The sequence below is a fragment of the Zooshikella ganghwensis DSM 15267 genome (genome assembly GCF_000428585.1).
GTDB lineage: Bacteria > Pseudomonadota > Gammaproteobacteria > Pseudomonadales > Zooshikellaceae > Zooshikella > Zooshikella ganghwensis.
Map to the genome: position 1 here is coordinate 20615 of NZ_AUAF01000038.1, position 15760 is coordinate 36374.

Here is a 15760-nt window from a genome sequence, read left to right on the forward strand (position 1 = left end):
TCTGTAGTAACGTGTTATAAACTTTATTTTAAATAACGCTGTAGAATCCCTAAAACTACTGGAAAGTAGCGACAGAATGTAGACCATACTAGGTTAAAGGGAATGTAATTATGGACAGTACTAGTGACTTTTTGCATTTACATCGATTAGGTGTAGATACACATCAAGAGCCTGTTGTATATATGCGGCGTGACTGCCATGTTTGTCATGCGGAAGGCTTTAATGCGCAATCACGTATAAAAATAATGACAGATCATCATTCGATCATTGCTACATTAAATATTGTCGACAGTGAAATAATTTCTCATCAGCAAGCGGGATTATCTGAAACCGCATGGCGCTTATTGCAAGCACAGGAAGGTGAGGTGGCTACCTTTGGTCATGCAAAACCCGTTGAGTCAACTGCATTTGTGCGAGGCAAACTGTTTGGCAAATTATTAAATGATGAGTCTGCCTACAGTATTGTGCAAGACATTCGTGAGGGCCGCTATTCGGATATTCAGCTGGCGGCTTATATTACCGCATGTGCTGGACAAGGATTAAACGTTAACGAAGTGATTGCCATTACTAAAGCCATGGTGGCAACTGGCAAGCGGTTTGAGTGGTCAGGGCAAGAGGTTTTTGATAAACACTGCGTGGGTGGTTTACCAGGATATCGTACGACACCTATTGTGGTTGCAATTGCCAGTGCCTGTGGACTTATCATGCCTAAAACATCATCTCGTGCGATTACTTCCCCGGCAGGTACTGCTGACACGATGGAGGTGATGACGCCGGTTACACTTAGTTTTGAGCATATGCGAGAAGTTGTTGAACAACATGGCGCCTGTTTGGCCTGGGGGGGATCAGTCAATTTAAGTCCTACGGATGATGTCGTCATTCGTGTTGAACGGGCACTTGATATTGATAGTGAAGGCCAGCTAGTTGCATCCGTTCTCTCCAAAAAAATTGCGGCTGGTGCAACTCAGGTATTAATTGATATTCCCATTGGGCCAACCGCTAAAATTAGAACACAGGAGGCGGCAGCTCATTTACAAAAATTGATGGTAGCAACGGGAGAGGCTTTAGGCATTAAAGTTCATGCGATCACTTCCGATGGCACACAGCCGGTTGGCAGAGGAATTGGTCCAGTACTGGAGGCAAGAGATGTGCTCACGGTTTTACGCTGTGAACCAGAAGCACCTACCGATCTTGCAGAACGCTCTCTGGTTTTGGCAGGAGCACTACTAGAACTGGCGCATAAAGCGCAGCCAGGAGAAGGCTTCAAGTTAGCTCAAAAAACCTTATGGTCGGGTAAGGCTTTGGATAAATTTATGGCTATTTGTGAATCTCAGGGAGGTTTTACTGAGCCTGAACTTGCTGCACAGCAACACACAATTACCGCCTCTCAGCATGGCATTATTTCTTATATCGATAACCGTTTTATTGCACGTCTTGCTCGTTTGGCTGGCGCGCCTGAAGTTAAGGCGGCAGGTGTAGAAATGCATGTTCGCTTGGGTGACGCTGTCGAAGTAGGTCAGCCCCTGTTTACCTTACATGCAAACGCACCTGGCGAACTAGCGTATGCACTGGATTTTTTGCAGCTACATCCAGAAGCCGTGCGCATTGAAGAGGAGTATTTATGACGTCAGTGATTGTTTATAACTTTTTAGCACCTGATGCATTGTTTCAGGATTGTCTGGAAGTTTCTGGTTGCAGTCCGGGAGAGCTGGTTTTACATCAGTTTCCTGATGGCGAAAGCTATGTTCGCGTCATGACTGAGTGCAAGGGGCATGCTGTTGTTGTGTTGGCCGACTTATATCAGCCTGATACTAAATTGCTGCCGCTACTTTTTTTACTTAGCACACTTAAGGAGCTAGGGGCATTGAAGGTTGGGCTTGTTCTGCCTTATTTACCCTATATGCGTCAGGATGATCGCTTTAAATCGGGTGAAGCGATTACTTCAAAGACCTTTGCCAAGTTGCTTAGCCAGTATGCCGACTGGCTGATAAGCGTTGATCCTCACTTACACCGTTACCATTCCCTGGATGAAATATACTCCCTTGAAACAAATGTGGTGAGCAGTGCAGAGAGTTTGGCTGAATGGATAGATCAACAGGTGGAGAAGCCCTTGCTGATTGGGCCAGACAGTGAAAGCGAACAGTGGGTTAGTTCGGTGGCAACCGCGTTTCAATTACCCTGGCAAGTTTTAAGTAAAGAGCGTTTTGGTGATAGAGATGTTCAGGTATCCGCACCAGAAGTCGCTGACTATACTGATTTTACCCCAGTGTTGGTTGATGACATTATTTCAACAGGCCATACCATGCTGTCAGCTATTCAGCAGCTAACAAACCAAGGAATGCGAAAAGCAGTGTGTATGGGGGTTCATGGTGTTTTTGCGCCAGGCGCTGAAGCACTGCTGCAGAGTGACTTGGTTGCTCAGGTAGTGACCTGTAATACGGTTATTCATGAAACAAACCACATTGATATTTATCCACTGCTTGTGAATGCCATTGCCTTACAGTTGAGCAAGGATAATGACAGATAGCCACCAGGATATTCAACGGATTCAACTGGAGCATAAAGCTGATTTGTATCGGCACAAAGCACCAGAGTTTGCACACTGGGCTGCAGGTTATGGTGTGATTAAGCATCAAGCGCAGACCCAGGTCAGAGTGTATGAGTTGATTGATATGCTGGCCGTGGAAGGCTTAATCACCGATAAATCTCATGCTTACAAGTTATTAAGTGCAGCAGACCGTGTTGCCAGTGCAGCGATGTGGCTTGTAGTGCATATGTCTTATACACGCCGGATTTTTCTTGATGGCCGTGACTTACGCAGTTTCGATTTTAAGCCTCAACCGAAAGGTTTTTTGGGGGGGGCACTTAATATGGTGCCTGCGTATGTAGGTTATATGGCTATTAACGCCCTCAGTGGAATCACCCGCAGTTGGGTAATGGAGCAAGGACATTGTGTTGCGGCCATTGATGCGGTGAATGTACTGTTGGGTAATCTCAAGCCTGCTCAAGCTGGACGCTATCAAATGACAGAGGAAGGTTTGAGTAAACTGGCTGCAGATTTTTATGCTTGCGAGCTTACTCCTGAGGGCATACAAAAACTGCCTATCAGCAGCCGAGTCAGTGTTCATACGGCTGGTGGCATGAGTGAAGGTGGATACTTGGGGGTGACTGGACTGCAGTATATGCATCAGCCATTACCAGGAGAGCGTCTGGTTGCTTTTTTAAGTGATGGTGCGTTTGAAGAGCAACGAGGTAGTGATTGGGCACCCCGTTGGTGGCGGGCAGAAGATACTGGGTTAGTCATGCCTGTGATGATTGCCAATGGTCGCAGGATTGATCAGTGCACAACTACAGCGTTGTCAGCCGAGTGCAGTTGGCTAGAGCAGTATTTATGGCATCAGCATTATGACCCACTCATTATTGATGGTACTGATCCGGCGGCTTTTGCCTGGTCACTGTATGAAATGGAGCAGCGCTTAGGCACACGAGGAGAAGCATTGCTGCATGGCAAAGGACGTTACCCCGTGCGACTGCCCTATACCATTGCGGTGACCACTAAAGGTTATGGCTTTGCGGGAGCGGGCACGTCTAAAGCACATACTTCACCGTTAGAACATAATCCAGCAAAAGATGCTGAAGGTGTAAGTGAATTTAACACCAGTGCTAGGCGCTTATGGGTGCCTTTAGTTGAACTTTTACAGTCAATTGCATTATTAAACAATCATGAGTTAACAGAGCGGCCTCGTGAAGCTGACAGTAATACGTTGCAAATGCCTATTAAGGTAGTTATGCCAGAGCTTTTCTGGTTACAAAACCTGGAAGCGGAAAAGTCTTCAGTCGCCGCATTTGATTTAAGTTTTGCCCACTTAGCTAAAATTAATCCACAGCTTCGGGTTAGAGTCGGAAACCCTGATCAGTTACAAGCAAACCATCTTTATCAAACCCTTGATTTCCTTCGTCATCGAGTGTGCGATCCTCACCCGGGCCAGCCGGAAGCAGTGAATGGCTCAGTCATTACGGCTCTGAATGAGGAAGCCGTAGTTAGTGCAGCGTTAGCCAATGCGAAGGGCTTAAATCTGGTGGTTAGCTATGAGGCATTTGCTACAAAGATGCTGGGCATTTTACGACAGATGTTGACCTTTAACCGCCGGAAAAAACAGGCTGATATGCCTATTCATGAGTTATCAATGGGTTTGTTGCTTACATCTTTGGTTTGGGAAAATGGTGAGCATGAGCACTCTCATCAGGACCCAACCTTTGTTGATGCACTGATTAATGAGCCAGCTGATATTGCACGTGTTGTCTTTCCTCTTGACTGGAATTGTGCTTTAGCGACACTAGAACAGCTATTTCAAAGCCATGGTCAGCTTTGGACGATGGTTATGGCAAAAACACTTCAGCCGCAGTATTTATCAATGAACCAGGCATGTCAGCTGGTGAGTGACGGAGCAATTTGTCTGAAAGGAAATGCTGATGAATCACTACAGTTGGTGGCTATTGGTAGCTTTCAGCTGGCTGAAATTATGAAAGCCTCAGTGCGATTAGCAACGGCAGGTATAGAACATAGTGTGGTCTATATTTTTGAACCAGGACGCTTAAGAGAAGGTCGCGATCGCTGGGAGAAAAAACACCAACTGTCAGCCGAATATGTTCAGCGTATTTTTGGCTCATTACCAGAATATAGGTTATTTGTGGTACATGGTCATCCTGAGCCTTGGCTGGCAGTATTACGTACCTTGGATTTAGGGCCTGAGCGGACTCGAGCATTGGGTTATATTAACCATGGAGGAACACTCGACACACCAGGTATGTTGTTTGCTAATAAAACCAGCTGGGCACATATTCTTTTTACCTTGATTGGTATGATGGATTTAAATGTTCATGACTTGTTATCGGCAGATGAAGTCCTTGCGGTGCAGGGGCGTGGTAATCCAAAGTTAATTACTGATCCTGCGATTCATGATCATTCCCTGCCACAGGAGGACTAGGAATAATTTTTTTTGATTTACTTTTAAGGTTGGTATCGTTGCCATTCAAAGTAGCGGCCAGCGCCATTTCATGAAGTTTCGCAATAGCTATACCATTGACGGTGTTTGCTGGAAAGGTACCTCGACTATCCTGATGCCCTACCTCTCGCCCGGTTAATATTTCCAGCGCTTGGTTTACAGTTTCTACTGCATAAATATGGAATTTGTTATCTTCTACTGCATTAATGACTGACTTTTTAAGTACCAGATTTTTTACATTGCTACGAGGAATAATGACACCTTGTTGATGGCTTAAGCCCCGAGCATTACACAATTCAAAAAAGCCTTCAATTTTCTCATTGACCCCGCCTACTGCCTGTACGTCACCATATTGGCTGACTGAACCGGTTAAAGCGAAACACTGACGCAGGGGGATACGAGTCAGTGCTGAAATTAAGCAGCAAAGTTCTGCAAGTGAGGCACTATCCCCATCAATAAAACCATAAGACTGCTCAATAGCAATATTGGCTGAAATGGCTAAAGGAAAATGCCGAGCATACATATATCCTAAATAACCTGCTAAGATCATGACACCTTTGGAGTGAATGGACTGACCTAAGTTAACTTCCCGTTCAATATCAACAACACCTTGAGAGCCGGGAAATACCGTTGCTGTGATTCTGGCAGGGGTACCAAAGCTAGTATTACCGGTGTCCAATACTGTAAGGCCATTGACTTTACCGACAGATTTACCTTCTGTATTGATGATGATGGTATCATCTAACATTTGTTCACGAATAAGTAAGCTAATACGGTTAGTGCGGTGTTCTTGAGCGGCTAATGCTTGCTCAATATGATTTTCTTCAATTAACTTTTCATCAGTCAGTGAGCGGATATATTCTGCTTCACATAACAAATCAAAAATATCACGAAAACGTGCAGATAAGTGATGTTTACTGCTGATGAGTCGAGCGCTGTGGTTCGCGAGTCGAGCGACAGCCGCTGATGAAAGTGGAGAGTATTCTTCACGATTAATAAATGTTTGCATGAGTGCAGCAAAAGCTTCTAATGAATCACTGTTGAGTGGAATACGCTCATCAAAGTCGACCAGCACGCGAAACATTTTACGAAAGTCTGCATCCAATTCTTCAAGTAAATAGTAAATTTCTCGTGTACCTACCAAAATGACTTTGATATTGAGTGGCAGTGTTGCAGGACTCAGGGTAATCGTGTTGATAACCCCTAAGTCAGCATAGGCTGACTCCATACGTAATTGTTTATCTTTAAGTGCTCGCTTAAGTGCTTCCCACACAAAAGGTTCCGTGAGCAGTTTATCTGCTTCAATAATCAGATAGCCGCCATTCGCTTTATGTAATGAACCAGGGCATATTTGCTGATAATTAGTGATCATGTTGCCTTGATCATTAATGTACTCAATGCGACCGAAAAGGTTTTTATAGCTGGGGTGTGACTCATGAATAACAGGCGCACCTGCCTCTGGGATATGTGTGACGAGCAGGTTAGGAGACAGCAGCTCATTTAATGCAGCTTTTTTTTCTGCATCAGTACGTGGTGTTTCTTCATCAGCAAGTTGTTCTACAACAATGGTATGTAGCTGTTCCTGCATTTGCTCAAGGTAATGAATTACACCAGGTAATATTCGATACTTTTCTTTGAGTGGCCTGATTAAGGGGGCAAGTGCGCGATTAATCGTTTTTCGGTTGAGTTTTCTCAGCTTGTCATTTGATTCTCGTTTCCATTGAGGCAAGCTGAGCAGCGACTCATTGAGCAATTCTTCGAGCTGGCCGATGGTTTGGTGAAAGTGTTCACGCTCAAGTTCAGGTAGTTGGGCAAACTCCACTTCATCTAATGTTTTACCCTCGCGCATAGGGGTAAAACTAATGGTGGTGGTATCGCGATAAAGAGCAACGTTATGTTTGTGGGCTGCACGCTCAACAGTGTCAATCGCTTTGTCATAGCGTTGGTTAAATTCCAGTTCAATATTACTTTTTTGCTGTTGATAACTCGGGTGTTCAAAAACAGCAGGGAAGGTCGCTAATAAATTATCCGTTAGCTGATCAATATCTTTTTTTAAAATTTGCCCTTCGCCTGGCGGGAGTTCAAGCGCAATAGGGTTACGTATATCATTGAAGTTATTGACATAAATGTGATCGGGTGGTGCGGGCTTGCGTTTAGCTTCTCGTTGTAAGAACTCAAGGACATAAGAACTACGGCCGGTACCTGACTCGCCCATGACAAATAAATTATACCCTGAGTGTGGTATACCTACACCAAAATGAAGTGCTGCAATGGCTCGATCTTGACCGAGTATTCCCACAAATGGCTTGATTTTAGAGGTATTAGCAAAAGGGAAGTCTTTATCTGTAATAAAGGTGTGTATTGCACTGGCAGGAAGCTTAAAGCGATCAGGACTTTTTTTATTAGCCATAGTGTTAGCATATTATTTGCGAAGATATCTTTTCAGTGTAAAACTCACTGACGCAATAATGCAACTTGAGAAGCTGGGAAAATGGACTTCGTTAATGAGCGAATATCCATTGTAGGAATTATGTCTCTGTGAAGGTGTGATTATAACGATATTTCATAAATGTGATGCCTGGTGATAACACTAAGCGCCAAGCCAGTTCAATTTCATCACTATAATCAGGATCAAATTTACGTAGGGTTGCCATAAGTGCTTCTAACCATAAGTCATACCAAACAGGCTTGATATTGAGATGCTTATGGTCATGGAGTTGGGCAATTTTTTCTAAGTAGTCGGCTGCATTATTGGTGGCGTAAAAGGTGAGTAGCTTATAAAACGACTTTTCTAACATACGGCGCTGGTGAGACATTTCGGTATTGACAAAACGTGCAGCTATCTCTGGTGAAGTAGCCATGAAATGCTCATAAAATGCCTCAAAAAAGGTTTGTTGGTTTCGGCGTATTTTTCGTACTCGCTCATAACTTTCATCAAAGATGCGCTCATATTCCGACATAGTTTCAGTTTGACTGTAGCTGAGTCCAAATGGAATGGTATTAAACATGGCATGGATTTTTCAGTTAATGATGAATAAAAAGTCCGATCTTGCTGCATTTAATACAGAAAAGCATGAACAATTAAAAGAAAATGCAGCAGGTTTATTTATCTTTCACCACAAAGCTCGATGATCCAGCCACAGACGATTGAAATCTGCTTGTTTTGTCATTTTGACAATACAGAAAACAGAAATCAATGACATGGTAGGTCACCGTAATATTGTTACCTGCTAATTTATGCTTTGGGACTTCATCGCTTGATACCAGACGGGTTCTGCTGAAAATCTTTTGCTGTGGATAGTCGTCATTAACATACCTAAGTAAACCTCCGTGTTTATACTGATTAGACAAGGACTAAGTCGCATGTTACGAGCTGAAAAAGCCATTGAAAAAAAGTATTAATGGAAACCACTTCATTTACCTTTTACCTCAACAAGTATGAGACTAAAGCATGTAAAACATATCCTGTAGTCATGCTTTAGGTAAATTAAACGCAGGGACCTACCTACAAACTAGTTCATTCAAAATTTATCTGTAGCGAAATTGGCTGATTTGAGTGTAGGTAAAAGAAAAGACGTGAAAATGAGTAAATCAGGCTATGATTATATATAGCTGTTGTTATGACTATAGCGTTTTAGGGTGGATATGGTATTGCCATGCTTTTGGGGTTGCCAAAGTGATTGTTATAAGACGAAAGAGGGGTTGATGTATATCAAAAAAATGAAGTCTTTATGCACTTAGAGTGTTAGCAAAAAGAGGAGGTTAAAATGACTGATGCTGTTGTTGTAGGTGGTACATTAGCCATTGGTGGAATGGTTGTGATTGTTATTGCAGGGTTACTGATTGGAGCATTAGTTGCTATAGCCGATAGTCGTGTTAAACGTCCTGACCACTAATAGCTTAAAATAAAGAAATTAGTTTCTAGACAAGGCTTTCTAGAAATATCCCCATGTGCTTCCTGTTTGCATAGGGCAACCGCATATAATTTCATTTTAAAAAACATTTGTGGCAGCGTTTTTGTTCAAAGTTTGCATGACCCCCTTCAAACATGTCGTAAACTCTTCCTTGGAGGCTAAGATGTAGCCTCCATTTGGCAAACGGTTCGACACATCTTCCTCAAGTTACAGTTTTGCTAATAGCCTTTTTTAAATACGATTAGTGTCAAATATCATAGCTACTTTTTGCGCATTGGTAGGGTTTATATTTTTCAATAATTATTTATATATAGCCAATACGAATGGTTTTTAGGTGCGGCCGTCAAGTGATGAAGCCTCTGGGCAAGTTTACTGCTGTGAAACTTGCGGTAGCCACTTTAATTGATATAACAGCGCTGCTGGGCGGTTATATGAATAAGTGACTGGGGTGAAGAGCGAAGGCAACAAACCCTAAAATTGATTCGCGAAGGGTATAACAAAACCTAGAAATCATTCATGAAGGGTATATTTAATTATTATTGCTTATTACATTTGTGGAAAGAACCCCGCTAGAAAATAAAAGATTTTTCAAGATGAAAATTATAAAATATGTAAGTCGCGATTTCGGATAATAATTTCATGCAGTAAATAATTATTTTTAAGTTGTTTTTAGTTGTGTAGTGCTGCTGTGAGTTTCTTGCTACAGTAAAGGTACTGTCGTTTCATATTTTGGGCGTTGGGTATAGACTAAAAGCTAATTGTTTACTTAAAGCTCAATGTATATAATCAGTGACTTTATAATAACCATTTGTTAAGTGGATTATTATAAGGACAATGTATATCCACGGTCGGGGTGTACACTTTGATTTTATTGGGAAGATTTGTTGTATAAGATAGAGTTAAGTCATTAATGATTTTATAACTTACTTTAAATCTTATATACCCAAAGCGAAGGATTTTTAGGGGGGGCTGTCAAGCGATGAAGCCCCATGAGCTTAAATGAATAAGTGACTGGGGTGGCAGTTAAATGCTCCTCGGCAATAGCTCCTGTATTGCTCTACTATATGACATCCATGTCATTATGCATAAACTGCATTCCCACTGTCCTTGGTGGTGAAGAGCGCAGACAGCAAACCCTAAAATTGATTCGCGAAGGGTATACAACGATAAATGTATTATTGACGTTGTGTTTAGGAAGTAACATGCAGTTGGAAACACCATATAAAACCCCTTCAGCTATGGATACAGCAGTTGAAGAGATTGCTACTTATAGCCCAAAAGTTTTTGCGAGTGAAGGCCGTATCGGACGGCTGCGCTTTTTAGTTTATTCTATGTTGTATCAGTTTTTACTTGCGCTTATATTTGGAATCTCTGCAGGTATTATCTCCACTATAGATAAATCTTCAGCTGGTGAGATGCCAATTATAATAGGCGCTCTTATTGGTTTAGTTGTGATTGTGAGTATATGGGTGGCTTTAGTACCTGTTAAGCGACGATTACATGATATGGATTGTACTGCATGGTGGGCTATTATCTATTTTATTCCTTTAATTCAGTTTGTCTTCTATTTGGTATTATTATTTGCTCCTGGTACTGCGGTAAGTAATCGTTTTGGACCAAAGCCAGATAAAAATTCTATTCCTATTATTGTGTTTGGTCTGATATTTCCACTATTAACCGTGGGCATTGGTGTTGCGGCTGCGTTGGCTATTCCTGCGTATAATGATTATGTGCAAAGGGTACAACTGTAAGCATGGTTGCCGCATTCTTGCGGCAACTGTTTCAACCTATACCCTTCACGAATCATTTTTATGTGCGCTATCCATAGCGCTCACCCTAACGGGCCAGCGAAGCTGTTCTAATGTGTTCCCGACACATTAGTAGGGTTTGTGTCAGCGCTCTTGACCACTAAGGACAGTGGGAATGCAGTTTATGCCGGAGCATTTAACTGCCGCCCCTAAAAACCCTTCGTTTTGGGTATACATTCATCCAGTTCAACCTACATTATCCAGTTTTTTTAGTGAGCAGGACACCTGTTTCAATGTGGTCAGTGAAAGGGAATTGATCAAATAGGGCCAATCGTTGTATTTCGTGGGTTTGTGCTAACGTTGTTAAATTGTGCTGTAATGTAGCGGGGTTACAAGAAACATAAATAATATGCTTAAACCGCTGTACAAGTTTTTCCGTTTCGGCGTCCAAGCCTGCCCGAGGCGGATCAACAAAAATCGTATCTAAATTATAGTCATCGAGACTGATGTCTTTTAAACGACGGAATGCACGTTCACGATTCATTGCCTGGGTAAATTCTTCACTGGACATTCGTGCAATGACAACGTTATTTATTTGATTACTTTCTAAGTTATGTAAGGCCGATTTAACGGACACCTTAGATATTTCAGTAGCTAATACTTTGGGAAATAAGTGGGCTAATGCAACTGTAAAATTGCCATTACCGCAATAAAGTTCAACCAAGTCTCCAGAGCAGAGGCTGGCAGATGCTTGTGCCCATTCAAGCATTTTTTCACAAATGAAGGCATTGGGTTGCGTAAATGAATTTTCGACTTGTTGATAATAATAGTGCTGGCCATTAACCGTTAGCGTTTCTTCAATGTAATCTGTATCTATGCAGAGCTTTTGTTTGCGGGCTCGACCAATAATATGGCTATTGAGTTTTTGGTTTAATCGTTTAGCTTCTTCTTGCCACTGCTGATCAAGCTGGCGATGGTAAATCAAGGTGATACAGCTTTCACCTGTCTGGCTAGTGAGAAACTCAATTTGGAATAGTTTGCGTCGTAGTGCTTCAGAGTGATTGATATCCGCCAAAAGCTGGGGCATCAATGTTTGAATAGTTGGCGATCCAGCAGGAAATGTTGAAACCTCGTAAGGCTCATTTTTATTCCCTGGTTTAAACATAGCGTAAAAACAGCGGTCCTCGTTATGCCAGATACGAAATTCAGCTCGCATTCGATATTGGGTAGGCTTTGAAGGAAACACCTCAATTTCAGGTTTATTAAATGCTGCAAATAGTGAGCGAAGACGTTCGACTTTATTTTGCAATTGATCCTGATAACGTTGATTGAGAGATACTGCCTCTGGCATAACGACTTAATCCACGATTAATTAAATAAAACCAGCTTAATCACAAACAGCCCTGATAATACAAGCATTGCTGGACTCATAGTGCGCCAATGACCACTACATAATTTGACAACAGCATAGGAAATAAAGCCCAGTGCAATCCCGTTAGAGATAGAAAAGGTTAAAGGCATAGTGAGTGCTGCTATGGTAACCGGTGCTGCTTCAGTAATGTCTTGCCAATCAATATGCGCAAGTCCGCCTGTCATTAACACTGCAACAAAAAATAACGCAGGGGCTGTAGCGTAGGCAGGAACTGTATTCACTAAAGGAGAAAAGAACAGGCTGGCCAAAAATAAAACACCAACTACGACAGCGGTAAGACCTGTTCTGCCTCCAGCACTAATGCCTGCAATACTTTCAATGTAACTGGTTGTTGTTGAGGTGCCTAGCATTGCACCGGCCATTGTGGCACTTGAATCGGCCATGAGGGCACTACCTAGCCTTGGTAATCTACCTTTTTCATCAAGTAATTCACCTTTTTGAGCAACAGCGATGAGGGTGCCTGATGTATCAAATAGATCTACAAATACAAATGCAAAGATGATGCTTAAGAGTCCAACATCCAGTGCGTCACGAATATTCAACTCTAGTAGCGTAGGCATTATGCTGGGGGGAAGCGCAACAATGCCTTGGTATTCTGTTTCGCCGATAATAATACTGAGTAAGGTGATGACTAAAATACTGAGCATAACTGCACCAGGTACTTGTCGATGAGTCAGGGCGATGATCATGATAAAGCCCATTGCTGCTAGTAGCACAGAAGATGCGTGAACATTACCTAGGGTAACAAAGGTAGCTGGGTTGTCAGCGATAAAGCCTGCATTTTTTAAGGCAATAAAACCAAGAAATAAGCCAATACCGGCAGCGATACCCACACGGAGTGAGTGAGGAATGCTGTGGATAATCCATTCGCGAATTCTAAAAGCACTGAGTAAAAAGAAACAGCATCCTGAAAGAAACACTGCACCCAGTGCAACTTGCCAGCTATAGCCAAGTTGTCCGACAACGGTGTAGGTAAAAAAAGCATTTAATCCCATACCAGGTGCAAGTGCGATTGGGTAATTCGCAAAAAAGCCCATAATGAAACAACCCAGTGCTGCAGCTAAGCAGGTAGCCACAAAAACGGCTCCTTGATCCATTCCGGCGCTAGCTAACATATTGGGATTAACAAAGATGATGTATGCCATCGTCAGGAAGGTTGTAAAACCTGCCACTAGCTCACGGCGAGCGGTTGTGTTGTGTTCTTTTAGGCGAAATAAAGCCTCTAACATGGTAAAACCCCGGTACTTCACGATCTAAATGGCTAACTGGGCGCCAAGCAGCTCCCCTCGAATGCATAACTCTGCTTTGAGCTTTAGGCTCTGTGCCAAATCCATCATGATCTTGCGGCGCGAATAGTACCTGAAAATTGAGCAGTTGGATAATTTTTCTCCATCTGGTTGCACTTTCAGATCTTCTAGTTGCACTTTGAAATAAAAAGAATGTAGGAAATGACTTCAAAGCAGATGTGTAAGTTGCTGTCAGGTGGAATCAAGAAAGTCCGTAGTAAGGTAAAGAAATTAACCTAGGCATACTGCATTTGGGGGGGGGCTGTGCTTAGGGTTGGTTAAAAAATATACGATTTGTAGAGTCGTTGATGAATACCGTTGTTGGCAAGGTTAACCAACGATAATTCACAAGGTTATCCACAGGTTCTGTGGAATAATGTGACAGGCTTAACCGACTTTGAGGTCAACTGTTTAATAAAAAAGTATTATGAAAATACGCACTTATACATATTTTTTCAGGTAATGTCACAATCTTGACGTGTAATTGTCATTATGGCAGTAGCCTACTCTCTAAGTTATCCACAAAAGATTCACAGAAGCTTTAAGAAGAAAAGTACTATTGTTTTCAGTTTGGTTTTATCCACAACTCAAGGGATTAAGCTTTATCTGATTTTGTAGCCTATAACAGTTGTTATAGGTTTTATGAAAACCATGTAGTAATCTGGACATCTTGGCGCAATGTGTATGCAATTCACTTTAGGTTGTGCATTGACGACAATCGTTGTTTTGACAGTGTAGCGAGATATGTAAGTTACAATAAGGCATTTTCTTCTGTTTGGTGAGTAACAAAATAACTGTGTGAATGATGTTATGAAAGGTGATATCCCTCAATATCAGAAAATAAAGCACTCTATCTATCAAGGCATTCGTGAAGGACGTTATCCTCGTGGTGGGAAAGTGCCTACTGAATATGAGCTTATGGCAATATTCAATGTAAGCAGGATGACGGTAAATCGTGCAATTAGAGAACTTGTTGGTGAAGGTATCTTGGTTCGATATGCGGGTGTGGGGACTTTCGTGACCGACTTAAAGCATGAATCCCCTTTAGTAACCGTTCGAAATATTGCAGTTGAAGTGCAAGAGCGAGGACATCAATATCATGCCCAAGTGCTTTCTTTAGCTGAAGTTTTAGCAGATGAAACAGTTGCTGTTCAGTTAGGGGTTCCGCTTGATACACCAGTTTTTCATTCTGAGATTGTGCATTTCGAAGAAGGAGTGCCTATTCAGTGGGAATACCGTTATGTTAATGCGGCAAGTGTTCCCCATTATTTAGAGCAGAATTTTGAGCAAACGACACCTAATGAGTATCTTAGCATACAGTGCCCTTTAACTAACATTGAGCATACCGTTGAGGCTGTTCTACCCTCAGCAGAAGAAGCTAAATTATTGCAAATTGATCCAGCAGAGCCTTGCTTACTTTTACACCGGAGAACGTGGTCTGATAAAAAACTAATTAGTTGGGCCAAATTATTACATCCAGGTAGCCGTTATAAATTAAGATCCAAAAGTGTAAATGAGTAAAGGGGTTTTCATAAAACAAAACATTAGAACAATGAATGTATACCCATTCACGAATGATTTCTAGGTTTTGTTATTTTCACTCCTCACCCCAATCACCTATTAATATAGGCTCATGGGACTTCGTCACTCGATGGCCGCACCTAAAAACCATTCGTATTGGGTATAAAAAGAATAAAAGCATACTAAATAGATATGGTAATAATTCTGCAGCTTAATTGTCATTAGTTAGGCATAATATTAGTTCTGTGAGGTCGATGGGTGATTTAGATGTCCCAAACAAAACAGGACCTGGCTTGGCCAGGTCCTGTCCTTAACAATCATCCATTTAGATGCCAATGGATGTGTGACTTATTTTTTTGAAGATTAATTCACTTTTCTATAGTCGTACCAAACTGCTTCGATATTGTGACCATCAAGGTCATAGACAAATGCAGCATAATAACCCGGCCAGTAGCCAGGGCTGCCATTATCAGTTTCGCCAGCTGCTAATGCAGTATGATAAAAAGCTTCTACTTCTTTTTGATTACTGGCCTCGAAAGCAAGATGAATTGGTATGACGGTATTCATATACACTATCCAGAAATCAGTATTCTTTCCATCATTGAAACCAGCAGCCTCGCCGAATTCCATGTTGTTTTTATAGCCGAGTGGTGCGAGAGCCTGAGTGTAAAATGCTTTTGACTTCTTATAGTCACGCGATGCTCGACTTTTTAGCCTATTAATTTAGCTAACTGAAGAGGAGCATTGCCTTGGTTCCTATTAAATAATACACACAAACTGTGTGATAATAGCTTGCGGGTAATTCGATTAGTCAAGCTCCATAGTGTTCTGCCTTTGGTTCGCTGAATATTAA

Annotated in this window: 12 protein-coding genes and 1 pseudogene; 7 read left to right on the plus strand and 6 right to left on the minus strand. The window is 42.0% G+C overall.

Going from position 1 to position 15760, the window contains the following annotated elements:
• The first annotated feature begins 110 nt into the window (after nucleotides 1-110).
• The 3 genes from F607_RS0110680 to F607_RS29180 are packed head-to-tail and all read left to right on the plus strand — an operon-like array spanning nucleotide 111 to nucleotide 4988.
• Nucleotides 111-1625, plus strand: coding sequence for a thymidine phosphorylase family protein (locus tag F607_RS0110680; RefSeq protein WP_027708082.1), 1515 nt, complete (start codon nucleotides 111-113; stop codon nucleotides 1623-1625).
• Nucleotides 1622-2527, plus strand: a complete 906-nt coding sequence (locus tag F607_RS0110685; protein WP_027708083.1) for a ribose-phosphate diphosphokinase — start codon at nucleotides 1622-1624, stop codon at nucleotides 2525-2527. The genes F607_RS0110680 and F607_RS0110685 overlap by 4 nt, the downstream gene beginning before the upstream one ends.
• Nucleotides 2517-4988: a phosphoketolase family protein gene (locus F607_RS29180; RefSeq protein ID WP_051311306.1), complete on the plus strand. Its 2472-nt coding sequence runs from the start codon at nucleotides 2517-2519 to the stop codon at nucleotides 4986-4988. The genes F607_RS0110685 and F607_RS29180 overlap by 11 nt, the downstream gene beginning before the upstream one ends.
• On the opposite strand, the gene F607_RS29185 is transcribed toward F607_RS29180, so the two are convergent.
• Both F607_RS29185 and F607_RS0110700 read right to left on the minus strand, forming a co-directional pair.
• The gene (locus F607_RS29185) at nucleotides 4942-7416 is read right to left on the minus strand and encodes a Lon protease family protein (RefSeq protein WP_051311308.1); all 2475 of its coding nucleotides are present in this window, start codon (nucleotides 7414-7416) and stop codon (nucleotides 4942-4944) included. The genes F607_RS29180 and F607_RS29185 overlap by 47 nt on opposite strands.
• 118 nt (nucleotides 7417-7534) lie before the next feature.
• Nucleotides 7535-7966, minus strand: a complete 432-nt coding sequence (locus tag F607_RS0110700; protein WP_027708084.1) for a globin — start codon at nucleotides 7964-7966, stop codon at nucleotides 7535-7537.
• Between the two features lie 46 nt (nucleotides 7967-8012).
• On the opposite strand from F607_RS0110700, the gene F607_RS35785 reads away from it, so the two are divergent.
• From F607_RS35785 to F607_RS29190, 3 genes are all read left to right on the plus strand, one after another.
• Nucleotides 8013-8138, plus strand: coding sequence for a hypothetical protein (locus F607_RS35785; RefSeq protein ID WP_267910747.1), 126 nt, complete (start codon nucleotides 8013-8015; stop codon nucleotides 8136-8138).
• Between the two features lie 635 nt (nucleotides 8139-8773).
• A complete protein-coding gene (locus tag F607_RS35790) occupies nucleotides 8774-8902 on the plus strand; it encodes a hypothetical protein (protein ID WP_267910746.1) in 129 nt (42 codons plus the stop codon).
• Nucleotides 8903-10122: 1220 nt separating this feature from the next.
• Nucleotides 10123-10671: a DUF805 domain-containing protein gene (locus F607_RS29190; protein WP_051311310.1), complete on the plus strand. Its 549-nt coding sequence runs from the start codon at nucleotides 10123-10125 to the stop codon at nucleotides 10669-10671.
• A 253-nt stretch (nucleotides 10672-10924) separates the two neighbouring features.
• On the opposite strand, the gene trmA is transcribed toward F607_RS29190, so the two are convergent.
• The gene (trmA, locus tag F607_RS0110725; protein WP_027708085.1) at nucleotides 10925-12019 is read right to left on the minus strand and encodes a tRNA (uridine(54)-C5)-methyltransferase TrmA; all 1095 of its coding nucleotides are present in this window, start codon (nucleotides 12017-12019) and stop codon (nucleotides 10925-10927) included.
• A gap of 17 nt (nucleotides 12020-12036) precedes the next feature.
• Entirely contained in the window at nucleotides 12037-13329 is a 1293-nt protein-coding gene (locus F607_RS0110730) for an NCS2 family permease (RefSeq protein WP_027708086.1), read from the minus strand.
• An 867-nt stretch (nucleotides 13330-14196) separates the two neighbouring features.
• Here F607_RS0110730 and hutC point away from each other — a divergent pair.
• A complete protein-coding gene (gene hutC / locus F607_RS0110735; RefSeq protein WP_038291013.1) occupies nucleotides 14197-14907 on the plus strand; it encodes a histidine utilization repressor in 711 nt (236 codons plus the stop codon).
• A 363-nt stretch (nucleotides 14908-15270) separates the two neighbouring features.
• On the opposite strand, the gene F607_RS35470 is transcribed toward hutC, so the two are convergent.
• Nucleotides 15271-15474, minus strand: a complete 204-nt coding sequence (locus tag F607_RS35470) for a VOC family protein (protein ID WP_230400391.1) — start codon at nucleotides 15472-15474, stop codon at nucleotides 15271-15273.
• A 143-nt stretch (nucleotides 15475-15617) separates the two neighbouring features.
• Nucleotides 15618-15760, minus strand: a pseudogene (locus tag F607_RS36005) (IS982 family transposase); the annotation flags it as partial.